This window comes from Parabacteroides sp. An277, assembly GCF_002159645.1.
Taxonomy (GTDB): domain Bacteria; phylum Bacteroidota; class Bacteroidia; order Bacteroidales; family Tannerellaceae; genus Parabacteroides.
On record NZ_NFJB01000014.1, the window covers coordinates 18,964 to 41,733 of the forward strand.

General features: G+C 43.1%; 11 protein-coding genes and 1 pseudogene. 10 read left to right on the forward strand and 2 right to left on the reverse strand.

Annotation, left to right across the window (positions count from 1 at the left end):
- The first annotated feature begins 195 nt into the window (after positions 1-195).
- Both B5F77_RS07135 and B5F77_RS07140 read left to right on the forward strand, forming a co-directional pair.
- Entirely contained in the window at positions 196-3,342 is a 3,147-nt protein-coding gene (locus tag B5F77_RS07135; RefSeq protein ID WP_087329418.1) for an efflux RND transporter permease subunit, read from the forward strand.
- Positions 3,343-3,376: 34 nt separating this feature from the next.
- Positions 3,377-4,726 (forward strand): efflux transporter outer membrane subunit, encoded by a 1,350-nt coding sequence (locus B5F77_RS07140; RefSeq protein ID WP_087329420.1) that lies wholly within the window; start codon positions 3,377-3,379, stop codon positions 4,724-4,726.
- Positions 4,727-4,832: 106 nt separating this feature from the next.
- Here the strand turns inward: B5F77_RS07140 and B5F77_RS07145 are convergent, their stop codons facing one another.
- Both B5F77_RS07145 and B5F77_RS07150 read right to left on the reverse strand, forming a co-directional pair.
- A complete protein-coding gene (locus tag B5F77_RS07145; protein ID WP_087329423.1) occupies positions 4,833-5,474 on the reverse strand; it encodes an HAD family phosphatase in 642 nt (213 codons plus the stop codon).
- Positions 5,475-5,585: 111 nt separating this feature from the next.
- Positions 5,586-6,587 (reverse strand): malate dehydrogenase, encoded by a 1,002-nt coding sequence (locus B5F77_RS07150; RefSeq protein WP_087329425.1) that lies wholly within the window; start codon positions 6,585-6,587, stop codon positions 5,586-5,588.
- A gap of 427 nt (positions 6,588-7,014) precedes the next feature.
- Here B5F77_RS07150 and B5F77_RS07155 point away from each other — a divergent pair, with 427 nt between their 5' ends.
- From B5F77_RS07155 to B5F77_RS07190, 8 genes and pseudogenes are all read left to right on the forward strand, one after another.
- Complete coding sequence (locus tag B5F77_RS07155; protein WP_087329426.1) at positions 7,015-7,992, forward strand: FecR domain-containing protein; 978 nt, start codon at positions 7,015-7,017, stop codon at positions 7,990-7,992.
- A gap of 45 nt (positions 7,993-8,037) precedes the next feature.
- A complete protein-coding gene (locus B5F77_RS07160; RefSeq protein ID WP_087329428.1) occupies positions 8,038-8,403 on the forward strand; it encodes an STN domain-containing protein in 366 nt (121 codons plus the stop codon).
- 14 nt (positions 8,404-8,417) lie between these two features.
- A pseudogene (locus B5F77_RS07165) lies at positions 8,418-11,423 on the forward strand (TonB-dependent receptor); the annotation flags it as partial.
- A 12-nt stretch (positions 11,424-11,435) separates the two neighbouring features.
- Positions 11,436-13,055 (forward strand): RagB/SusD family nutrient uptake outer membrane protein, encoded by a 1,620-nt coding sequence (locus B5F77_RS07170; RefSeq protein WP_087329521.1) that lies wholly within the window; start codon positions 11,436-11,438, stop codon positions 13,053-13,055.
- Between the two features lie 98 nt (positions 13,056-13,153).
- On the forward strand, positions 13,154-16,018 hold the full coding sequence (locus B5F77_RS07175; protein WP_239445758.1) for a sugar phosphate isomerase/epimerase: 2,865 nt from the start codon (positions 13,154-13,156) through the stop codon (positions 16,016-16,018).
- 144 nt (positions 16,019-16,162) lie between these two features.
- On the forward strand, positions 16,163-17,593 hold the full coding sequence (locus B5F77_RS07180) for an RNA-binding domain-containing protein (RefSeq protein WP_087329432.1): 1,431 nt from the start codon (positions 16,163-16,165) through the stop codon (positions 17,591-17,593).
- 48 nt (positions 17,594-17,641) lie between these two features.
- Positions 17,642-19,888, forward strand: coding sequence for an alpha-N-acetylglucosaminidase (locus tag B5F77_RS07185; RefSeq protein ID WP_087329525.1), 2,247 nt, complete (start codon positions 17,642-17,644; stop codon positions 19,886-19,888).
- A gap of 95 nt (positions 19,889-19,983) precedes the next feature.
- The gene (locus B5F77_RS07190; protein ID WP_087329434.1) at positions 19,984-22,668 is read left to right on the forward strand and encodes a glycoside hydrolase domain-containing protein; all 2,685 of its coding nucleotides are present in this window, start codon (positions 19,984-19,986) and stop codon (positions 22,666-22,668) included.
- The last annotated feature ends 102 nt before the right edge of the window (positions 22,669-22,770 follow it).

The window sequence follows — 22,770 nt, forward strand, 5'->3', positions numbered from 1 at the left end:
ATCGTTTTTTATAAGAAGGAAGACTCTAGCTTCTAAAATAATATCGTTTTTTATAAGAAGGAGGGCTCCGGCTTCTAAAATACGATCGTTTTTTATAAGAAAGAGGACTCCGGATTCTAAAATACGATCGTTTTTTAGAAAAATAGGTATTCAGGATCCGAAAAAATAGATGAATTTGAATATTAAACAGAGATTATGAAACTGAAATTGTTTATAGACCGTCCCATTTTGGCGTGCGTCATTTCAGCGCTTATCATGCTGGTGGGATTGATAGGATTGAGCAGTTTGGCGATGGAACAATATCCGGACATTGCGCCGCCGACTATTAATGTATCGGCTACTTATACCGGCGCTAATGCGGAAACTGTACAGAAGGCCGTGGTGGTACCGTTGGAGGAGGCCATCAATGGCATGGAAAACATGACCTACATGACCTCTACTTCCACGAATACCGGCTCGGGAAGCATCACGGTTTATTTTAAGCAGGGCACGGACCCGGACATGGCAACCATCAACACCAAGAACCGGGTGAGCGAAGCCGAGGGGCTTTTGCCGGCTGAGGTGACGCAAATCGGCGTAACGGTACAAAAGAGACAGAATAGCATGTTGAAGATTATCGCCCTGTACGCGCCAAATGACGAGTATGACCAGACGTTCATCAGTAATTATTTTCAAATAAATATCGAGCCGCGCTTGTCGCGTATCAGTGGCGTAGGTAATGTCAATGTGATGGGAAGTGATTATGCCATGCGCATTTGGTTGGATCCCCAGAAGATGGCACAATATAGCCTCACGCCTTCGGATGTGACGACGATATTGGAAGAACAGAACGTGGAAGCTGCCACAGGGACATTGGGCGAGGATTCAGAAAACACGTTCCAATATACACTGAAGTATAGAGGTCGCTACGAAACAGCAGAAGAGTTTGGTAATATTGTCGTCAAGGCGTTGGAAAGCGGCGAGGTATTGCGGCTCAACGATATCGCGAAGGTGGAATTGGGTTCGCAAACCTATACATATAACAGCGAGATAAACGGGCATCCAGGAGCTACGGCAATGATTTCGCAGACTGCAGGCTCGAATGCGAACGAGATTATTGTAGAAATCGACCAATTGATGGAAGAGATTCGCCAGGAATTGCCGAAGGGGTTGGAGTTGGTGGATGTGATGAGTACCAAATCCTTCTTGGACGCATCCATTCATGAAGTAGTCAAAACGTTAATAGAGGCTATCATACTGGTGATTTTAGTTGTGTATGTATTTTTACAAAGCGTCCGCTCTACGATTATTCCGGCCATATCCGTCATTGTGTCGCTGGTAGGTACTTTTGCGTTCTTGTATATAGCCGGTTTTTCGTTGAACCTTTTGACGTTGTTCGCGCTGGTATTGGTGATTGGTACGGTGGTTGATGATGCGATAGTGGTGGTAGAGGCTGTGCAGGCGCAATTTGACGGCGGCATACGGTCTCCTTATGTAGCGACGACGCGGGCCATGGATGGCATTGCTACGGCAATCGTGACGACTTCGTTGGTGTTCATGGCTGTCTTTATCCCGACTTCCTTTATGGGAGGGACGAGCGGCACGTTTTATATGCAATTCGGATTAACGATGGCTGTGGCTGTCGGTATCTCGGCCGTCAACGCATTGACTTTGAGTCCTGCCCTCTGTGCCTTGCTTATGACTCCGCATATAGAAGCCGGTATGGGCGAAAAACTGACGTTTTCCAGTCGCTTTCATCATGCATTTGAGGCGTCGTTCAACCGGTTGGTGCTTCGTTATAAAAATGGGGTGAAATGGTTTTTCCGTCGCAAATGGTTGATCGGCATAGGGCTGGCAGCCACTATCGTGTTGTTGGTGCTTTTGATGAAGACAACAAAAACAGGCTTGGTTCCCGATGAAGATATGGGGACAGTGTTTGTGAATGTAACAACTCCTCCGGGTAGTAGTTTGGCACAGACCGTCAGGGCCATGAGTGAAGTGGAATCCTGTATCAAAGATATTCCGCAGATTGAGCGTTATTCCAATGTATCGGGATATAGCATGATGGGAGGACAGGCTCCTTCCGGTGGTATGTTGATTATCAAGTTGAAGGATTGGAGCGAACGGACGGAATCGGAGGATTACATTAGTGCCGTTATAACAGAAATTTATCGCCGTACCGCCAATATCCACAGCGCGAAACTTTTTGCTTTTGCGCAACCTACTATTATGGGGTATGGAACCGGAAGCGGTGTGGAACTTTATGTGCAAGACCGTACGGGCGGTACTATAGAGACGTTGAAAGGGTATACTGACCAATTCATTGCTGCCCTGAACCAGCGTCCGGAGATTCAAATGGCGTATTCTACGTTTGATACCAAGTTTCCTCAATATAAGGTAGAGGTCGATGCGGCAAAATGCAAGCGTATGGGAGTTTCTCCCTCCGATGTATTAAGCGTTATGTCCGGATATATTGGCGGAGATTACGCCTCCAACTTCAACCGTTTTTCAAAACTTTATCGGGTGTATGTGCAAGCAGACAAGAATTTCCGTTTGGATACAGATGCGTTGAACAATATGTTTGTACGAACGGATGCAGGGGAAATGGCACCTATCGGACAGTTTGTCTCTTTGACGAAAACGTATGGGCCAGAGACGTTGACGCGTTTTAATCTTTATAGTTGTATTCAGGTGAATGCGATGATGAACGATGGTTATAGTTCCGGAGATGTAATTAATGCAGTGGAAGAAGTGGCTGCGCAAACGCTTCCCGTTGGTTATGGATATGAGTATGGTGGAATCACTCGCGAGGAGGCAGACAGTAGCTTGAATACAGTGATTATTTTCTCAATATGTATTTTGTTTATATATCTTATACTCTGTGCTCTATACGAAAGCCTGTTTGTGCCTTTAGGTGTGATGTTGAGTGTTCCGTTTGGACTTTTGGGTAGTTTTGCCCTTTCCAATTTGTGTGGATTGGAAAATAATATTTATATGCAGACCGGGCTAATCATGCTGATAGGTTTGTTGACAAAGACTGCTATCTTGCTGACGGAATATGCCTCGGAACGTCGCCGTCAAGGTATGACGCTTACGCAAGCGGCCATATCAGCGGCCAGTGTCCGTCTCCGTCCTATATTGATGACTGTCCTCACGATGGTAATAGGGATGCTTCCTTTAGTGTTTGCTTCTGGTGCAGGAGCGAATGGGAATATTTCGCTTGGTACGGGTGTGGTTGGCGGTATGATTGTAGGAACGTTAGCTTTGTTGTTTGTCGTTCCTTCTCTCTTCATTGTTTTTCAAGCAATGGAGGAGCGATTAATGCCAAAACGCAAGCCGGAAAATGTGGATGAAGGTATATGAAATAAAAAGATAGTAAGATAAATGAACAAAAGATATGGCTAAGAATTATTTATGGATTATCATATTGACCACATTAAGCAGTTGTGGTATTTATACTAAATATGAGCGGCAGGAGGTGGATACAGAAGAACTTTTTGGGAATATATCCATTATGGATACCTCTTCTATTGCTGATTTGGCATGGCGGGATTTGTTTACCGACCCGCAATTGCAGACCTTGATAGAAAAGGGGCTTGCTGCAAATACGGATTTACAGGTTGCTCGTTTGCGAACGCTTGAAGCACAAGCGTCTTTACGGAAAGCTAAGTTGGCTTATTTGCCTTCTTTATCTTTGGATGCGGAGGGGAATCTAAGTCGCTTCGATGGGGAAAATTCTCCTAAGACATACGCCATACAGGGGACGGCGTCGTGGGAAGTCGATCTTTTTGGCAAGCTAACAAATGCCAAACGGGAAGCTTTGGCGGAATTGGAAGAAAGTGAGGCCTATTCTCAAGCCGTCGAGACACAGCTTATCGCTACAATTGCGGATAATTATTATTCGTTGCTGGCTAAAGATGAACAGTTGGCGATTTCCATGGAGACGTTAACCAACTGGCGGGATTATGTCCATACGATACGGGTTCTTATGAAGGCGGGCGATGCAGATATGGCTGCTGTTAACCAAGCAGAAGCCAATTGTCTTTCTGCGGAAACATCTGTAGTGACACTGCAAGAGCAAATAAATGAATTGGAAAATACCCTTTCATTGTTGTTGGCGGAAACGCCTCATGCCATTCCGCGCGGGAAGTTATCCGAACAGGAATTCCCAGATACCCTTTTAACGGGTGTACCATTGAAAATGCTTGAACGTCGTCCCGATGTGCGGCAAGCTGAAGCACAACTCGTGCAAGCATTTTATGCTACGAATAGTGCACGTTCGGCTTTCTATCCTTCTATTACATTAAGCGGTTCGGCTGGGTGGACAAATAATGGGACAATTGTGACCAATCCGGGCGCATGGCTTTTACAAGCAATAGGTTCTTTGGTGCAACCCCTATTCAACCGAGGTGAAAACATAGCCAATTTGCAAATAGCCAAAGCACAACAAGAAGAGGCGTTACTTTCTTTTCGGCAAAGCTTGTTGGATGCGGGTGCGGAAGTAAACGATGCGTTGGTTCAATGGCAGTCTGCTCAAAAACGGATTCGTTTGGAAGAGGAACAGATAGGTTACTTGCAGGAGTCTGTACGTACTACACGTCTCTTGATGGAACATGGTAATAACAATTATCTGGAGGTGTTAACCGCACAGCAATCGCTTTTGCAAACGCAACTCACACTCTCGTCCGACCAATACGAAGCTATACAGGGCATCATCAATTTGTATCATGCGCTCGGAGGAAAATAAAGTTACACACTTATTTATATATCTATTATTGTTTCTTCATAAAATAGAAAACTATTGCAAGCTCCCGCCGGGAGGCGCGAGCTTGTTTTTATTAGTTAGTTTTCTCTTATTGCCAACTTAAATAATCCTCAAACGTCCGATTTTCCAAATTCGGTATTACATAGTCGGCTATCCCTTGCAATTGCATGGCGGGGTTCGTCGTACTCAGTGCTACGACACGCATGCCTGCTTCTTTTCCAGCTCGAATACCTGCAAACGAATCTTCGAATACGAGGCAGTCTTCCGGTTTTCGGTTGAAATCTTGGGCTGCTAAGAGGTAACACATCGGGTCAGGTTTGCCTCGTGTGATGCGATTGGCCGAGACGATGGTATCGAACAGTCCTTCCATAAAGGGTAATTCATGGAAAGCGTGTGCTAATTTCTTGTCGTCTGAACTGGTTACTAACCCAATCTGAACACCATGCGATTTGAGCATCCGCACAAATTCAAACGAACCTGGCAAGACGGGCATCGGCATGTTCCAATCGAAATGGTTGGATTCGGCAAGGATTTGCTTCCTTTCCTCTTCCGAACGGTCGGAAAAGTATTTCTCGATAAGTCCATGGATGGTGGTGCCTTTTATATGCGAGGCGAAATTCGGAATGCCGGTATGGTAACGTTCGCCCATCTCATTCCAGAACACATCGTAAAGCTTTTCGGTATCCACCAAGACACCGTCGAAATCGAATAATACGGCTTTCAGCGTCATGCTTTTGTATTGTAGAATAAACAAGAAAAAACAGCCCGTATCGGCTACGGACTGCTTTTCTGTCTAATTTAAATAATAAAGTATATGAATCAAAATTGAAAGTTCATTTCCTTATTGGATGTTCGGGTTCAGCTTGTTCCATTCAGAGATGGCTGGCAATACACCCATTGCAATCACTTCGTCGCGCAATTCGCACAAGTGAGCGTAGCTCTTATCCAAAGCAGCTTGTTCTTCAGCTGTTCCGTTCAATGCTGCGCAATGGCAACCATCAGCAGTGATAGAAGTTTCCCAAGCCATCATGATGTGGTCGTACTTGTCGTTAGAGATGTACGTACCAGCCGGCCAACGGAATGCTTTACCACCCATAGCGGCACCAATCATTTCGATAGAAACGTAAGCCGGGCTTTGGAAAGAAGAACGGCCGCGCAATGCAATGATGTTGGCACCACCCTTAGTTACCTTCTGCTGGATTTCAGCCCACTTTTCTTTCGGAAGTGCATCTGTTCCAATCATATCAATCAATGGTTTGCCTTCTACCTTAGCTGTAGAAGCAAATACGGCCATTTGTTCGCCGTGGCCACCATACGTACGGCAATTCTCAACGGCATCCATCGGTACGTTGAAGTATTTAGCCAATTCGCTGCGCAGACGAGTAGAGTCCAAAGCGGCCAATGTAGTTACCTGCGAAGGTTTCAAACCAGAATATAATAAGGTAATCAAACCTGTAATATCAGCCGGGTTGAAGATAATCACGATGTGTTTTACATCCGGGCAATATTGTTTTACGTTCTTACCGAACTCTTCTGCGATAGCGGCATTTCCTTTCAGCAAGTCTTCGCGCGTCATGCCTGCCTTACGAGCAGCTCCACCTGAGTTTACGATGTACTTAGCACCGGTCAACGCTTCCTTGATGTCTGAAGTATAGGTGATGTTCACGCCTTCGAAACCGCAATGGAACAATTCTTCCGCTACGCCTTCCAGACCCGGAGCATACGGATCGTATAAACAAATGTTTGAAGTCAAGCCCATCATAATAGCTGTTTGAGCCATGTTCGAGCCAATCATACCTGCTGCGCCGACAATTGTCAGCTTTTCATTTGTAAGCACGTTCATAAATCTATAAGTTTTAAATGTTTCTTGTTATAGGGGGAAGTCAAAAGCCTTTCCCTTTGTTTATCTGGATGCAAAAGTACAAAATATATTCGCTCTTCTTGCATCCGAACTATTAACATACTATAAAAAGATACGAATCGGCGGGCGAAAACTTTTTTTCTTAGGGGGAAAACTTTCATTTTTGCAGATCATTTCTTTACGTATCGTCGATGTTTCTCTATCTTTAGGCTAAAGATATACAAATATCGTCGATGTTTGTACAAATATCGACGATACGTGAAAAAATATCCGGTATGTTGGTAAGTTTAGGTAGGCATCCCGAAAGGTTTGTATCGGAGGCATGAAAAAATTCTCGAAAAAAAAACAGAATTTTGCTCCGTAGTTTTTCGGTGCCGTCCGTATTATATATGAATAAAGTCGAACGAAGATGGAATTTGAATATAGCATATTGGCAAAGTATTTAGCCGGGAAAACATCGGCGGAAGAGCTGGCGGCAATCCTTGCGTGGGCGCGGAGTTCGGAGAAGAACGGACGCATCTGGCAAGCCGTCGTCGAGCTTCGGATGAAGGATGCTTTCGACCGGAACAATACCGAGGCGGCTATCGAACGGGCATTGCAATCCGTTGAAGAACGCATCGGGCAGAAGCGCGTCTGGATACCCCTTCGGCGTGCGCTCCGGTATGCGGCGATGGTGGCATTGGTCGTAGGAGGTGCGCTGGGTTATTGGATGTCCCGCTCGAATTCAGAGGACTATTTGAGTATCATGGTAGCCGAGGGCGAGAGTGTGAAGCGCATCCTGCTCCGCGATAGTTCGGAGGTTTGGCTGAAAGGTGGGGCAACGCTCCGTATCCCGAAAGCGTTCTCGGCCACGAACCGCTCGGTGTCGATGGAAGGCGAAGCCTTTTTCTCGGTGAAGAAGGATTCGTTGTCGCCTTTCTTGGTTGAGGCGAATGATGCTTATATTAAGGTATTGGGGACGGAGTTCAACGTGCGGACGGACGAAGCAGGGCATACGCTGGAGACGACGCTCCTTTCGGGACATGTCGTCCTCCAAGACAAAGACCAAGAGACCATATTGGATATGCAACCTGGAGAGCAGGTAACCTATAATACGGATAAAAATGAAGTGAACGTGCGACAGGTGGATGTGAACGTGGCGGGCGTTTGGCATTTGCAACAAAAGCAGTTGGAAGAGGCGACATTAGGGCAGATAGCTGAGGCGATTGCCCAGACGCATGGCGTCCATTTCAACTTTGCCGACGCCCGTCTCCTCGCACGTAAGTATCGCTTTGTGTATGCAAAAGACGAACCGATCGAGGAGATTTGTTCGCATCTTGAATTTATCGCACCCATCTCTTGCCGCATCGAAGGCAAGGAAATATTCGTGAGTTATCGAAATAAATAAAACAAAATAAAAGAATCAATTAAACTTAATCAAAATGATTGTATCATGAAAAAGAAACCGATTTGTACAAGCGTAGCGTTGCTGTTGGCGGCAATGTCTTCGACGATGCTGGCCGAGCCATTGGCACCTCCTCAGTTGGTAAATGTGGAGATAAGTGTAAACCGGACGACGGTAGGCGAAGTAATCCGGCACCTTGCCCAGCAAACAGGCTACGAGTTTTCGTATGACGATGCACTGTTGAGCAAAGAATTGTCCGACGTAGCATTGAATGTCCAGAATGAACGCATCGAAAATGTTCTGGAAGAAATCTTCGACGGAACCGGTATTACCTATAAAATCGTAGGCAACCGCATCTTCTTGAAGGATAATAATGGTGATAATGGGTTAATAAAAACTAAATTGGGGGGGTAAATCAGGAAGGTAAGAAAATCACCGGAACGATCGTAGACGCCCAAGGTATCCCCGTTATCGGTGCCAACGTATTGGTAGAAGGCACGACGAACGGTTCCATCACCGATATGGACGGAAAGTTCATGATAGAGAACGTAGCAGAAGGAGCTAAACTTCGTATCTCCTATATTGGCTATAAAGACCAGATTGTGTCTGTATCCGCCCAAAGCGATTACGCCATTACGCTGAAAGAAGATGCCGAGGCACTGGATGAATTGGTGGTGGTAGGTTTTGGTACTCAAAAGAAATTGAATTTGACGGGAGCTGTAACGGCTGTGTCAGGAGAAGAGATGACGAAACGTCCGGTTGTTAATACAGCTACGATGTTACAAGGTCAGGTTCCGGGTTTGCGCGTAAATTCAGCAACAGGCGTTCCTGGTGATGAATCCACAACGTTCCGTATCCGTGGTCAGGGAACTTTTTCTGATGCAGGTTCAGATCCGTTGGTATTGGTAAATGGTGTTCCGGGAGATATTTCTCATTTGGATCCAAGTGTTATTGAAAGTGTCTCCGTATTGAAAGATGCTGCTTCAGCTGCTATTTATGGTGCCCGAGCAGCTAATGGTGTTATATTGGTTACAACGAAAGAAGGTGCGGGTGTGCAAGATGGTAAAGCACATATATCTTATCATGGAAATGTGGGACTTTATACACCGACTCGAATGTATGACTTAGTGACTAATTCTGTGGAGTATATGGAATTATTCAATTTGGCTCAAAAAAATTCGGGTTTAGGAAACGCTTATACGCAAGAAATGATGGATGCTTATCGGAATGGTAATGGAAGTGTTGAATATCCTAATTTCGATTGGTTGGATTATATGTTTAATACAGCTGTAGTGCAGAATCATAATTTGTCAATTGCGGGAAATTCGGGAAAAACTACTTATAACATAGCATTGAATTTTGTGAATCAGCCAGGGACATTAAAAGGTTTTGATTATCAAAAATACAATGCAACAGTTAATTTGACTTCTCAGATTACAGATTTTATTAAAATAGGTACTTATACAAGCTTGATGTATGGTGATAGAGATCAACCTCGTCAAGGGCAAGATGATGTGCTATTATCTACTATGTCTCAAGCGCCGACCTATATGCCTTGGTTACCAGATGATGGAACAGGAGAAACAAAATGGACATCATCTGCTTATTCGTTTGAGTCTCATAATAAAAATATGCCAGCTATTATAGGAACTGATACTAAAAAAACTTTCCAAGATTTTGATATTAATGCTCAGCTTTGGTTGGAAGTGAAGTTGGCGAAAGGTTTAACTTGGCATACTAAAGGAGCAGCTCGTTTGCAATCAGGGAAGACAAAAGAATGGGGTGGCTCCGATGTTCCTGTTTATAATTATCATACAGGAGAACAAGCTGGTTATTTGGATAGAGGAAGTAATGGTTTTACGGTAGAGGATACACGTCGTTTCTATACCAATTTGTATACCTATTTAAAATATGATGTCTCTACAGCTGATCAGAATCATAACTTTAATATTATGGTAGGTTATAACCAAGAATCAGAAAAGTATGAAACGGTAAAGGCTTATCGAAAAGATTACGCATTTGATTTGCCAGTTATCGACGCAGGTTCGCAAGCTAATTGGTCAAACGAAGGAAAAGAAGAAGACTGGGCTATCATGTCTGTATTCGGACGTTTCAATTATAATTATAAAGAACGTTATTTGTTTGAAGCCAATATGCGTTATGATGGTACATCTCGTATTGCCTCAGAAAATCGTTGGGGTATTTTTCCTTCTTTCTCTGTCGGATGGCGTGTAACAGAAGAGGAATTTATTCAGAATTTGAATTGGGCTTGGTTGAACAATTTTAAGGTAAGAGCTTCTTGGGGACAATTAGGTAATCAAAATATAGGATTGTATCCTTATCAAGCCATGATTGAAAGTGTTAATAACTATCCTTTTGATAAAACAAACGAAACTGTAGCTTATCAACAAAAAGCGTATGCTAATCGTGATATCAAATGGGAAACTACAACAATTACTGACGTTGGTGTAGATATGCAAGTTTTTAATGGTTTAAATGTAACATTTGATTGGTATAAAAAAGTTACTTCTGATATATTGAGAAGTTCTCAAGTTTCTGCTTTGTTAGGTATGACGGCACCTACAGTTAATAATGGAGAAGTGCAAAATACAGGTGTTGAAATTGCTTTTAATTATAGTAATGTAATTACGGATGGTATTTTTAAGGGATTGCAATATAACGCAGGCGTTTATTTTGATCGTTCAAGAAATAAACTGACACAATTTGGTGCGGAAGAAATAGACAATTATTATTTGAGAAGAGAAGGTCTACCGTATAATGAATACTATATGCTTGAATGTATAGGTATTTTTGCAACAGAAGAAGAGGTAGCTAATTCTCCAAAACAATTTAATGATAATACATTGCCTGGTGATTTGAAATATAAAGATCAGAATGGTGATAATATCATTGATAATAATGACCGTATTCCAATGGGAGGACGTTTTCCTAACTTTGAATATTCAGTAAATTTAGGGGCGAGTTGGAAAGGTTTTGACCTATCATTGACAGGACAAGGTGTAGATGGTAAAAAATTCTATACGAATGATTGGGGTATTTATCCTTTCCGTCAAGGTTCTGCTCCTACTAAAGAATATGTAGAAGGTATGTGGACAGAAGAAAATCCATATAATGCAAAATTTCCACGTTTATATTTTGATGACTTTGGAGGGAATAAGAATACACGTCCCAATAGTTATTTTTTACAGAATGCATCTTACTTTCGCTTGAAAAATTTGACATTTGGTTATACACTTCCGAAACAATGGACGGATAAAGTGAAGATGTCACGTGTACGTGTTTATTTTTCTGGAGATAATCTAGTTACTTTCACAAAATTTTATGGGTTAGATCCGGAACGAGATGCTGATGGCAGAGCCGCTCAATATCCTCAAAATAGAATATGTTCTTTTGGTGTAAATGTTGAATTTTAAACAGTAATGAAAATGAAAAAGCTAAAATATTTGATTTCCATTTTATTATTAGGAACAACAGTTTCTTGTAGTGATTTTCTACAGAAGGATCCGCCAGCATCACCTTCGCAAGATATTTTCTGGCAGCGTAAAAGTGATTTTGATTCGGCGTTAGCAGGTTGCTTCTCTATTATGTATGAATGGCCTGGAGAGATGTCTCAGATTATTGCATGTTTTGATAACTTGACAGATAATTCAATCTGTCAGCATAATGAAGATACTTATGGGCGTTCTCAAACAATAGCATTAGGAGATTTAGATCCGAATACAACAGGTTATGTTTCTTATATGTATTCTCATTGTTATACGGGAATAGCTCGTGTCCATTTAGTATTGGAGAATTTGGAAAACTATTCAGGTTCGGATATGTCTGATGAAGATCGTAACTTTATTGTGGCTCAATGTAAAGCATTGCGGGGATATTTTTATTCTTGGCTTTATCAATGCTATCGTGAAGTTCCATTAGTTACAAGTTCTTTGAATTTGGATAATATGTATCAACCAAAGGCTACACGCGCAGAAATTTATGCTCAAATAATGCAAGATTTTGATGAAGCAATAGCAGCTTTACCAGATAAGCCTTATTCTGATGCGCAAATGAGCGGCTATTTTACCCCTGGAACGTTAAAAGCATTTAAGGCACGTTTAATGTTAGGTGAAGCTTATGATGATAATGGAAAAGCGGATCCAACAAAGATGGCAGAGATTGTACCTTTGCTGGAAAGTATTCAAGGATATTCTTTAGCAGATAGGATGCGTGATAATTTTTTGTCAGATAAACAGCTTTCATCTCCTGAAATAATGTTTTCTGTCCGTTATTTAGCTCCTAATATTACTCATAGTATGGATTTGTATTATGGGGCATGGACTACATGTGGTGTAACACGTGATTTGGTAGATGAATTTGAATGTACAGATGGTTTAAAATGGGGAGAATCTCCTTTGACAATATCTGTAGATGAGTCTTTATTAAATACGAATGCTACAGCTGAAGAAAATTATAATGAAAGAGAAAAATTATTCCAGAATCGTGATCCGCGTTTACGCGAAACAGTTACGCATAGTGGATATGCTACTTTCCCAGATGAAGGTTTTGAAGAGAATGGACGAATAAAATTGACAGATCAGCAACAAACTGGTTTTGGAATGCTGAAGTTACTTCAACCAACAACTGAAATGCCAAGTTACTCAACTATTTCGGATGCGGATGTAGTTATTCTTCGATATGCTGAGGTTTTGTTGATGATAGCTGAAGCTGAAAATGAAGCGAATGGTCCTACGTCGAAAGTTTATGACGCAGTAAATGCAGTTCGTGCACGTTCGGAAATGCCTCCTTTACCAGAAGGTTTGACGCAGGATGAAATGCGTGAACGTATTCGTCATGAGAATCGGGTTGAATTTGCATTTGAAGGTCAACGCTATTTCCAATTGAAGCGTTGGAAATTGATGGAGGAATTAGTAGATGGAGCTGTTGATCCAGCGTTGCCTGCTTATATTAAAGTATTTCAGCCTGCATTTTATTATTGGCCGATACCACAAGGTGAAATTGATAAAGCTGGAGGTATTTTGGAACAAGATCCAAATTATGTATAATAATCTGAAATAGTAAAATTTAGAATTGACGGTACTTTTTTGAAGTACCGTCAATTGTATAAGAAATTTTTAATTATGCTAATGTTATAATTTAATTCATGATGAAAACGAAGTATATATATTTGATTTTAATGTTGATGTTTATAGGGAGTTTTCTCTCTGCGCAAAATCAAATTGCTTTGTATCCTTATCAAATGCAGCCATCAAAACATCCAGATTATACACGTTATTATGTGAAATCTCCTGATTTTTCTGTATTTGGAAATAAAATCCAATTTATAGGATTAAGAGATTTGTCAGGTGACTATAAAAGGAAATTGGATTTATGGGTAGACAAAGACAAATTGGGTGATATATTGTGGGTATCTTATCCTTTAATTTATCAAGATAATTTGAAAGAGATTGTTTCTGAAATTAAGAAGAGAAAGTTATTTTTATTTGATTTATGGGGATATATACCTGGATCTGGACCAGGTGGTTATTGGACTCAGTTTCAAATACCAGAAGGAGTATTGAGCTTATTTGAGACGGAATTAGGTGATCATTGGCTTGGCATGGATAATGGAGAACAAGATGGACGTTATGTGGGTAGTTTTGCTCCACGTATGTATCCTTTGGGTGCAGATCGATTGCATCAATACTTTAATTTCCAACGCCATTTTGAAGAAATGGGAAATCAATTAGGAAACAAAATGGCCACATTGGTCTCTTTAAATTTTGGACATTATTTCTTGAAAGAAGGTTTATATACATTGATTGGTGCTGAAACAGCTCAAGGTCTGCCTAATTCTCAAATTTATTATTCTTTTATTCGAGGAGCAGGAAAACAGTATGGTGTTAATTGGTTTGGAAATGCATCTGTATGGAACCGTTGGGGATATAAAACGTATGATAGCGATGCTACTAATATAGAGGATGATTATAATAGTGGAGGTCCTTGGAAAGGAACATCTTTAAGTTTGTTAAAGCGATTAATGTATCATCATTTGATGTATGATTGTGTCGCCGTCGGATTTGAAGGTTCGATGCGTATAGGAAATAAGTTGAGTCCAATCGGAAGGATTCAACAGCATGCAGTGCGTTGGAACGATAAGTATGGGGATCCAGGTATTATGTATACGCCTGTAGCTTTAATGGTGGATTTCTTTTCAGGTTGGTCTTTTCCACGACATCTTTATTCATCTCAGGCTTATAAAGTATGGGGAAATTTGCCTTATGAATTATCCGATTATTTGACAGATGGTATATTAAATATTTTATATCCTGGTTATCAGGATGCTTCTTATTATAAAGATGAAAGAGGATTTATAACTCCTACGCCTTATGGCGATATCGCGGATTGTATAATGAGTGATGCTCCGTCGTGGATATTAGAGCAATATCCGGTGCTTGTAATAGCTGATGAACTAAGAAAGGGGCAAGAGATAAATGACAAACTAAATAATTATATCAAATCAGGTGGACATTTGATAATAACAGCAGGTTCTTTACAGAATATGCCGGATGGAATTGCAGGAATTACGGCAGGTTTGGGTATGAGTAAATGTACAAATCGGATTCAATATAGAGATAAATATATACAGGAGTCTAATGAGTTTTCAGTATTGCAATTGGATTATCCTTCGGATGCTGTGATTTTACAAAAGTCAGGAGAACAAGTAATTGCTTTAGAAAGAACATGTGGTAAAGGAAAGGTTACTGTTATGGCATCACCTTTTGGTGTAATGGAAACGCCTCAATGTACTTTACCTGTTAAAGTAGAAGAAGAAAAAGAATTAGGTAAGCCTTATCCATTATTGAAACATGTTTCAGCTTTGTTAGGTGATATTTTTTCTTCAGTAGAACTGTTTGATACCAATCCGGAGTTAAGTTTAATTACTTGTTCTCGTTCAAGTAATGAATATATAGTTTTGGTTTCAAATAATCAATGGAAGGAAATGCCGTTTCAGATTCAGTCGAAAAGTGGAAGAATAAGTTCAATAAAAGAATTGCCAATTGATTGTTCAGAAATAAAAGCAGTTGGATATACACCTAAGGTTATGAAAAATCAAAAATTAGGAAAGAATACAGCGGAAACAATAGCTGGAGGAGATGTTCGTATTTTCCAAATTTGTTTGCAGGATGCAGATGTAGAAATACTTCCAGAAGTTCAACCTTCTAAAAGAATGCAAAGAAGAGCATTAGTGTTGCATGATGTTTTGAATTTAAAAGAAGAAATTCTCTCTCGTCCGACATTTTTTCAACATTATGATCGGGTGGTTATAGATTGGCGATATTTGTATAATAGAGATAAAGAAGTATTGAAACAAGAAACTGGATGGTTTAAACGGCAACAATTAAAAATGTCAGTAGATTTATCGTCTGGTATTAACCTATATCCTGATCTTCGTATAGTAAATAATGATTCACTTTATTATCAGAAAAGTATTGAGGTAATTAAAGATGTAATAGATAAAATGGCCATTTTAGGTGCGGATGAATTGTTTATTACAACTCAACGTACAATAGAAAACAATTATACCATGGAGCAATTCTATCAGTCTCTGCAAGGAACGTATCAGTTATTGGCTGATTATGCAAAAAGTAGAAATATTACGTTGCTGCTAAAGCAGGCAAAAGGTAGAACTCCGGATTCAATAAAGGAACTTTTGGATTTGTGTAAGAAAGTTGATCGAGATAATTTTTGTTTTGCGCCTTCACTTGCTTTATTATTAATTGATTCTGATAATTGGAAAGAAAGCATAGATTTACTTCAAAATGAGGATGTACATCATTTGTTTCTTTCAATTCCAGAAAAAGATATTCATCAGCAATTATGGAATTTGAATGCACCTGTATTTAAATCCAAACAGATAGATATGATTCAGCAATTTGTAGAAGCATTCCCAGATGCAAATATTATATTTGATTGCTTATATCAATCAGAAGATGAGGAGTATAAGGACGTAAAAATGTTTGAATAAACTGTTTTTGACATCCAGATGCTATTTATTTAGACATCTGGATGTTACTTGAAATAGATCTGGATTATTGTCTTAACTTGTACCTGTTTTGTGATAAAATGGTTATTTTTGCAGGTAATTTTCTTTCAATAGATAGGTAATAATATGGATCATATTTCTCAAATAATAGACAAGCAAGAAGGTCGTCGCCTTGAATTTAAGGGTGAATTGCCTACTAATTCGGATTTAGCGAAAACAATTGTGGCTTTTGCAAATGACGCAGGAGGGGATATTTATCTTGGGATTGATGATGACCGGACGATTGTAGGCCTTCTTGAAGATGATTTACCTCGGATAGAAGAGCAAATCAGCAATATGGTTTATGATCGGTGTTATCCTACTATTTTGCCGGAAATCTCATTTCTTACCATTGAGGATAGGCATCTGATTCGTATTCGGATTTATCGCGGTAGTATGCCTCCTTATTATTTGAAGAGTGAAGGGAAGATCAAAGGGACTTATATTCGTGTGGGTTCAAATAATCGGATGGCTGATGAGAGCATTATAGCAGAATTAGAACGCCGTCGGAGGAATGTGTCATTTGATAGTGAAATTGTATTGGATAAGACGATAGATGAGTTAGATATCCATACATTTAGCGAATTGTATGAAGAAAAAACGGAAGAACCATTAGATGCGCAGGTTTTACGGAAATTGGAATTGGTAAAAACGGAACAAGGAAATGAATACCCAACTAATGCATTGATTTTACTTTCGGATGATGCAATACGATTTGCAATGTTTCCGAATGCAAAAGTCGAATGTGCTCGTTTTAAAGGTGTAGATTCAGAAGAGTTTATTGACCAAAAAAGCATAATGGGCTCCATTGCGATACAAGCAGAAGAGGCTTACAATTTTGTGCTTCGCCATATAAATAAAGGGGCAAAGGTAGAAGGCATTTATACGGTATCACGTTGGGAATATCCAATAAAAGCTATTAGGGAAATTATTCGGAACGCTGTGGTGCATCGTCAGTATTCATTGACGGGCAAAGATATTAAAGTGGCTATCTATGATGATATGGTGGAAATTACCAGTCCTGGATTATTACCACCATCTATCGACTATGCGGATATGGAAAGTCGTCAGTCAGATGCCAGGAATAAGGTGATAGCTCCTGTGTTTAAGCAATTGGGAATCATCGATCAATGGGGGAACGGATTAAAGCTGGTCGCTACAGAAATGAAGCGTTATCCTCATGTCGAATTCAGATGGAAGGAAGTTGGCTTGTCTTTTCAAGTTCAGTTTATCCAAAAGTATTATGTCGGTGAAACTGGTGGTAATCGTGTCGGTGATGTCGGTGAAACTGGCGGTAATCGTGTCGGTGATGTCGGTGAAACTGGCGGTAATCAGGAGTTACGGAATCAGATTTTAAGCATAATAGCAAATGAAAATACAATTAGTATTCGAGCTATTGCAGAAATGCTTGGTGTTAGTAAACGTCATTGTGAACGAGTTATCGCTACTTTAAAGAGATCTGGGATTGTGGCTCGAAAAGGTTCTGCACGGGATGGATTTTGGGTAATTAATAGATAAACAGACAAAAACAAAATGAACACGAAACTTACTTATTTATTTTTTTGTATGTTCCTCCTCTTGCTGGCCAGTTGTCGGCAGGAAAAGGAACCATGTATTCAAGCAGCGTATGATTTAATTGAGCGTGTAACTCCAGGGTATGGGAACCAGTTCCAATTAGAATTGATAAAACCAGTGAATGGGCAAGATGCGTACGAGATTGATTCGGAAGGTGGGAAGGTCGTCTTGCGAGGGAACAATACTGTGTCGCTTGCTACGGCTTTCAACCAGTACCTGAAATATATCTGCCATGCACATGTGTCGTGGTTTGGAGATCAGTTGGATCTTCCGGAACAATTGCCTTTGCCCGCCGCGCCGATAAAGAATACCATCAATGGTAAATACCGTGTGTATATGAACTATTGCACGGTCAGTTATACGGCAGCTTGGTGGGATTGGAAGCGTTGGGAGCGCGAGTTGGATTTTATGGCGATGAACTCCATTAATATGCCGCTTTCGGTGGTCGGCCTTGAGGCTGTGTGGTATAATACGTTATTGAAACACGGCTTTACCGACGAGGAGGCGCGTCAGTTCCTCGCCGGTCCGGGTCATTTTGCTTGGCAATGGATGCAAAACTTGCAAAGTTACGGTGGTCCGCTTCCCAAATCATGGATCGACAAGCATATTACGTTGGGAAAGCAGATCATGGAGCGTCAGTTGGAGCTTGGCATGCAGCCGATCCAGCAAGGGTTCTCTGGCTATGTGCCTCGCGAATTGAAAGATAAATATCCGGAGGCGAAGATACAGCTCCAACCCTCGTGGTGCGGCTTTACGGGGGCGGCGCAACTCGACCCGACCGATTCCTTGTTCCTCGTCTTGGGGCGCGATTTCTTGGAAGAGGAGAAGAAGCTATTCGGGGCGCATGGTGTTTATGCCGCCGACCCATTCCACGAAAGCGCGCCTCCTGTGGATACGCCGGAATATTTAAGCGCCGTGGGCAACTCCATCTACAAGCTCTTTAAGGATTTTGATCCGAATGCCAAATGGGCGATGCAGGGCTGGAGCCTCCGCGAACCGATTGTCAAAGCCGTGCCCAAGGAGGATTTGATTATTTTGGACCTCAACGGCGCCTTGAGCCAACGCGACAGCGCGGCTTGGGGTTATCCCTTGGTGGCGGGCAATTTGCATAACTTCGGTGGGCGCATCAACTTGCATGGCGACTTGCGTCTGTTGGCTTCCAACCAGTATGCGAAGGCCAAGGCGAAGAACCCGAACATCTGCGGATCGGGTCTTTTTATGGAGTCGATTGTGCAAAATCCGGTTTATTATGATTTGGCGTTCGAGATGCCCCTCCATCGGGATTCGATCGATGTGGAAGCGTGGTTGGCCGACTATGCCGCACGTCGATACGGCATAGCCTCAGAGAACGGGACGAAGGCTTGGATGTGCCTCTTGGAAGGTCCATATCGTCCGGGTACGAATGGGACGGAACGAAGCTCTATCATCGCTGCGCGTCCGGCCGTCGACGTGAAGAAATCAGGTCCGAACGCCGGGCTGGGCATTCCTTACGACCCGCAACTGCTCATCGAGGCCGAGGGGCTTTTGCTTGCCGATTCGGCCAAGATGAAAAACTCCGTGCCCTATCGTTTTGATATTGTCGACGTGCAGCGCCAGCTCATGTCCAACCTGGGGCAAGCCATTCATAAGCAAGCCGCCGAAGCGTTCAAGCAAAAGGATGAAAAGGCATTCCTCTTGCATAGTGGCCGTTTCCTCGAAATGCTGTGCGACGTGGATGCCCTGCTTCGTACTCGTCCGGAATTCAACTTTGATGCGTGGCTCACGGCTGCCCGCTCATGGGGAGACACCGAAGAAGAGAAGAATTTGCTCGAAAAGGATGCCACGTCGCTTGTCACAATTTGGGGCGCAGATGGCGACCCGCATATTTTCGATTATTCATGGCGCGAATGGACTGGGCTGATCGAGTCCTATTATTATCAACGTTGGTCCAAGTTCTATGCCATGCTGCTTGAACACTTAGAGAACGGCACGCCTTATGTCGAGAAGGGGCTTCCGCAGATCTATGGCCGCGAGGCTTTCCGGGCGAACGATTTCTACAACGGATTGGCTGATTGGGAGCTCCAGTTTGTCGCTACGCCGAACAAAGCCCGGATGCCGATTACCGAGGGCGATGAAATCGAGCTGGCCGGACGCTTATACCAAAAGTATGCTAAGCTTGCCAAGGAGTATTACGGCGATTCCACAGGTGCGGACGAGATTCACGAAGGCAATATTCATGAGAATTTAGGTGAGAAATGATTTGCAAGGCTCTTGCAAACCTTACGGAAATTAAAAGATAAAGTTGAATTTTAGTTTAGGGAAATTTTATATTCACGATATAGGTTTATAATGAAATGAATAAGATACTGATACCTGCGCTGGCGATGCTTTTCGCCTTTCAAGCCTCGCTGACGGCGCAAGAGAAGGTGACGAACGCGTTCGACGACTTGAAGCGCACCGGCATCGTGAACGAACAGCAATCCGAGATGCGCCAACCAGCTTCCGGGGAGGCGTTGGCGAAGTTGTTGGCCAATCCTCCGGCGGCGGGCTATTTCTGTTTTGCCGAAGACCGTTTGCATGACATCCGCCTGACCGACGCCATTCCGGCCCGCTGGACCATGCGCCCGCTGGCCGATTGGCAAAAGTTGGAGGCAAGCTGCGCGCCGGGCGAGTTTTATGTCTGGCAAGTGGGAGTGTTTGCTCCGTTCCATACATTAAATAATATAAGCGCCACGATTTCGGACCTGCGGAACGAGGCGGGGGATCGGATTCCGGCGTCGGCTTTCCAATGCTTCAACCTGGCTGGCATCGATACCTATGGGCAGCCTTTCCAGAAGCGGGTCGATGTGGAAAAAGGAAAGGTGCAGGCGCTTTGGATGGGGATGGATATTCCCACGTCGGCGAAGGGTGTCTACGAGGGTGTCGTGACTCTCTCCGATGAAAAGGGGAAAGAGACGGAGATCCAGGTGGTTCTCTCGGTCGAAGGGACACCTATCGCGCACCATGGCGACGACGAAGGGTGGCGGAAGAGCCGTCTTCGCTGGTTAAATTCTTCTATCGGAAATGCTGAAACGCCTACTCGGCCTTACGAACCTGTCCAACTGGCGCGGAAGAAGGGATTCAGCTTCTCGTGGCTGGGCGGAGAAGTGGAATTGGGTTCGAACGGGCTTCCTGCTCAAATCACTACGAATTATACGGCCAATAATGCATTGTGCGATACCATTTCCAATCCCATCTTGGCCGACGCGATGTGCTTCGTCATCGAAACCGAGGAGGGAATTGAACCGCTTGGCAAGGCTTCTATCCATATCGAAAAGAAAACAGACGCGCACATCGTCTGGACCGCCCGGCAAAAGAGTCCGGACTTCATCGTCGACTGTACGGGAGACTTCGGTTTCGACGGCATTACGAATATCCGGCTGGCGGTCAAAGCGCGCCGCGACAAACTGGTGAAAGATATCCGGCTGGAAGTGCCTTATACGGCTTTTGCCTCGAAGTATATGATGGGGTTGGGGCATAAAGGCGGTTTTCGTCCGGATTCCGTCATCAAGTGGACTTGGAACGCCGAAAAGCACCAGGACAAAATCTGGATGGGAAACGTCAATGCGGGGTTGAACCTTCGCTTCATGGACGAACACTTTGTCCGCCCGCTGGTCAATATCTATTATGCGTTGGGTCGATTGAATTTGCCTGTTTCCTGGGGGAATGGCGGGAAAGGCGGCATCGATATCTTGCCAGCAAAGGAATCGACCCGGCTGGTAGCTTATAGCGGTGAGCGTACGATGAAGGAAGGAGACGTTTTGCATTATTATTTCGACCTGCAAATTACACCCGTCAAGCCGTTGGACTTGGAAAAACTGGCCACGGAGCGCTTCTACCATTCGAATAGCGACCTCAGTTCCTCGTATATCCCGGAAGCCGAAAAGGCGGGAGCCAACTTCATCAATGTACACCATAAGAAGGATATTTACCCATTCATCAATTACCCATATTACGATGAATCGACGCCGGATTTGAAGCGTTTTATTGAGCGTGCACATGCCAAGGGAATCGGCGTCCGTCCTTATTATACGACGCGCGAACTCACGGTGAAGGTACCGGAACTTTGGGCGTTACGGAGTCTCGGTACGGAGGTGATACATGAGGGTCCAGGAAAAGATACCCGTACCTTGATCCATCCGAACGGTCCGAACGAATGGTTGAACCGGAACCTCACCACTCACTTCATTCCCGCCTGGTATAATGCCTTCCGCGAGGGCAAGTATGCGGGCGATATGGATATTTCGATCATTACCACGCCCGATTCGCGCTGGAATAATTACTATTTGGAAGGATTGCACTGGATGGTGAAGAACTTGGGCATCGATGGCATCTATATCGACGATAGCGCACTCGACCGGCAAACGCTCCAACGTGCCCGCCGCATCCTGGACGAGGACGGCAAACGGCGTACCATTGATATCCATTCGTGGAACCACATGAACCAGCACGCTGGTTATGCCAATTCGCTCCATATTTATACAGAATTACTTCCTTACGTTGATCGCACATGGATCGGGGAGGGATTCCGCGAAAATAACACAATGGATTTCTGGTTGGTCGAGATGTCTGGCATTCCCTTTGGCTTGCTGAGTGAGACGCTCGACGCTAAGAACCGTTTCCGAGGGATGATCTATGGCATGTTACCTCGTTTGCCTTGGAGTGGAAACCCCGTCCCGCTTTGGGAGCTATGGGATGCATTTGGCATGAAGGAGGCCGAGATTCACGGATATTGGGATCCGCAATGCCCAGTGAAGACTGATAATCCGGACATCCCGGCCACCGTCTATACGAATGGAAACCGTGCGTTGGTGGTTTTGGCCAATTGGACAGACCTCCCGCAACAAGCCCGGATTACCATCGACGAGCAAGCGTTGGGTTTCCATCCGACGAAATATATTTTGCCGCAAATACAAGATTTGCAATGGGGTAAGACATTGCACGATTTCAAACAATGCGAATTGATGGGACGCGGCGGTATGATTTTGCTCATCGAATAGAAGGACTTCCTGACAAAAGATGCCTATAATCCCAAACGATTCTCGTTGGAAATGCCGACGATTATAACGAGAATCGGAAGGAGGTATAGGCATCTTTTCTTT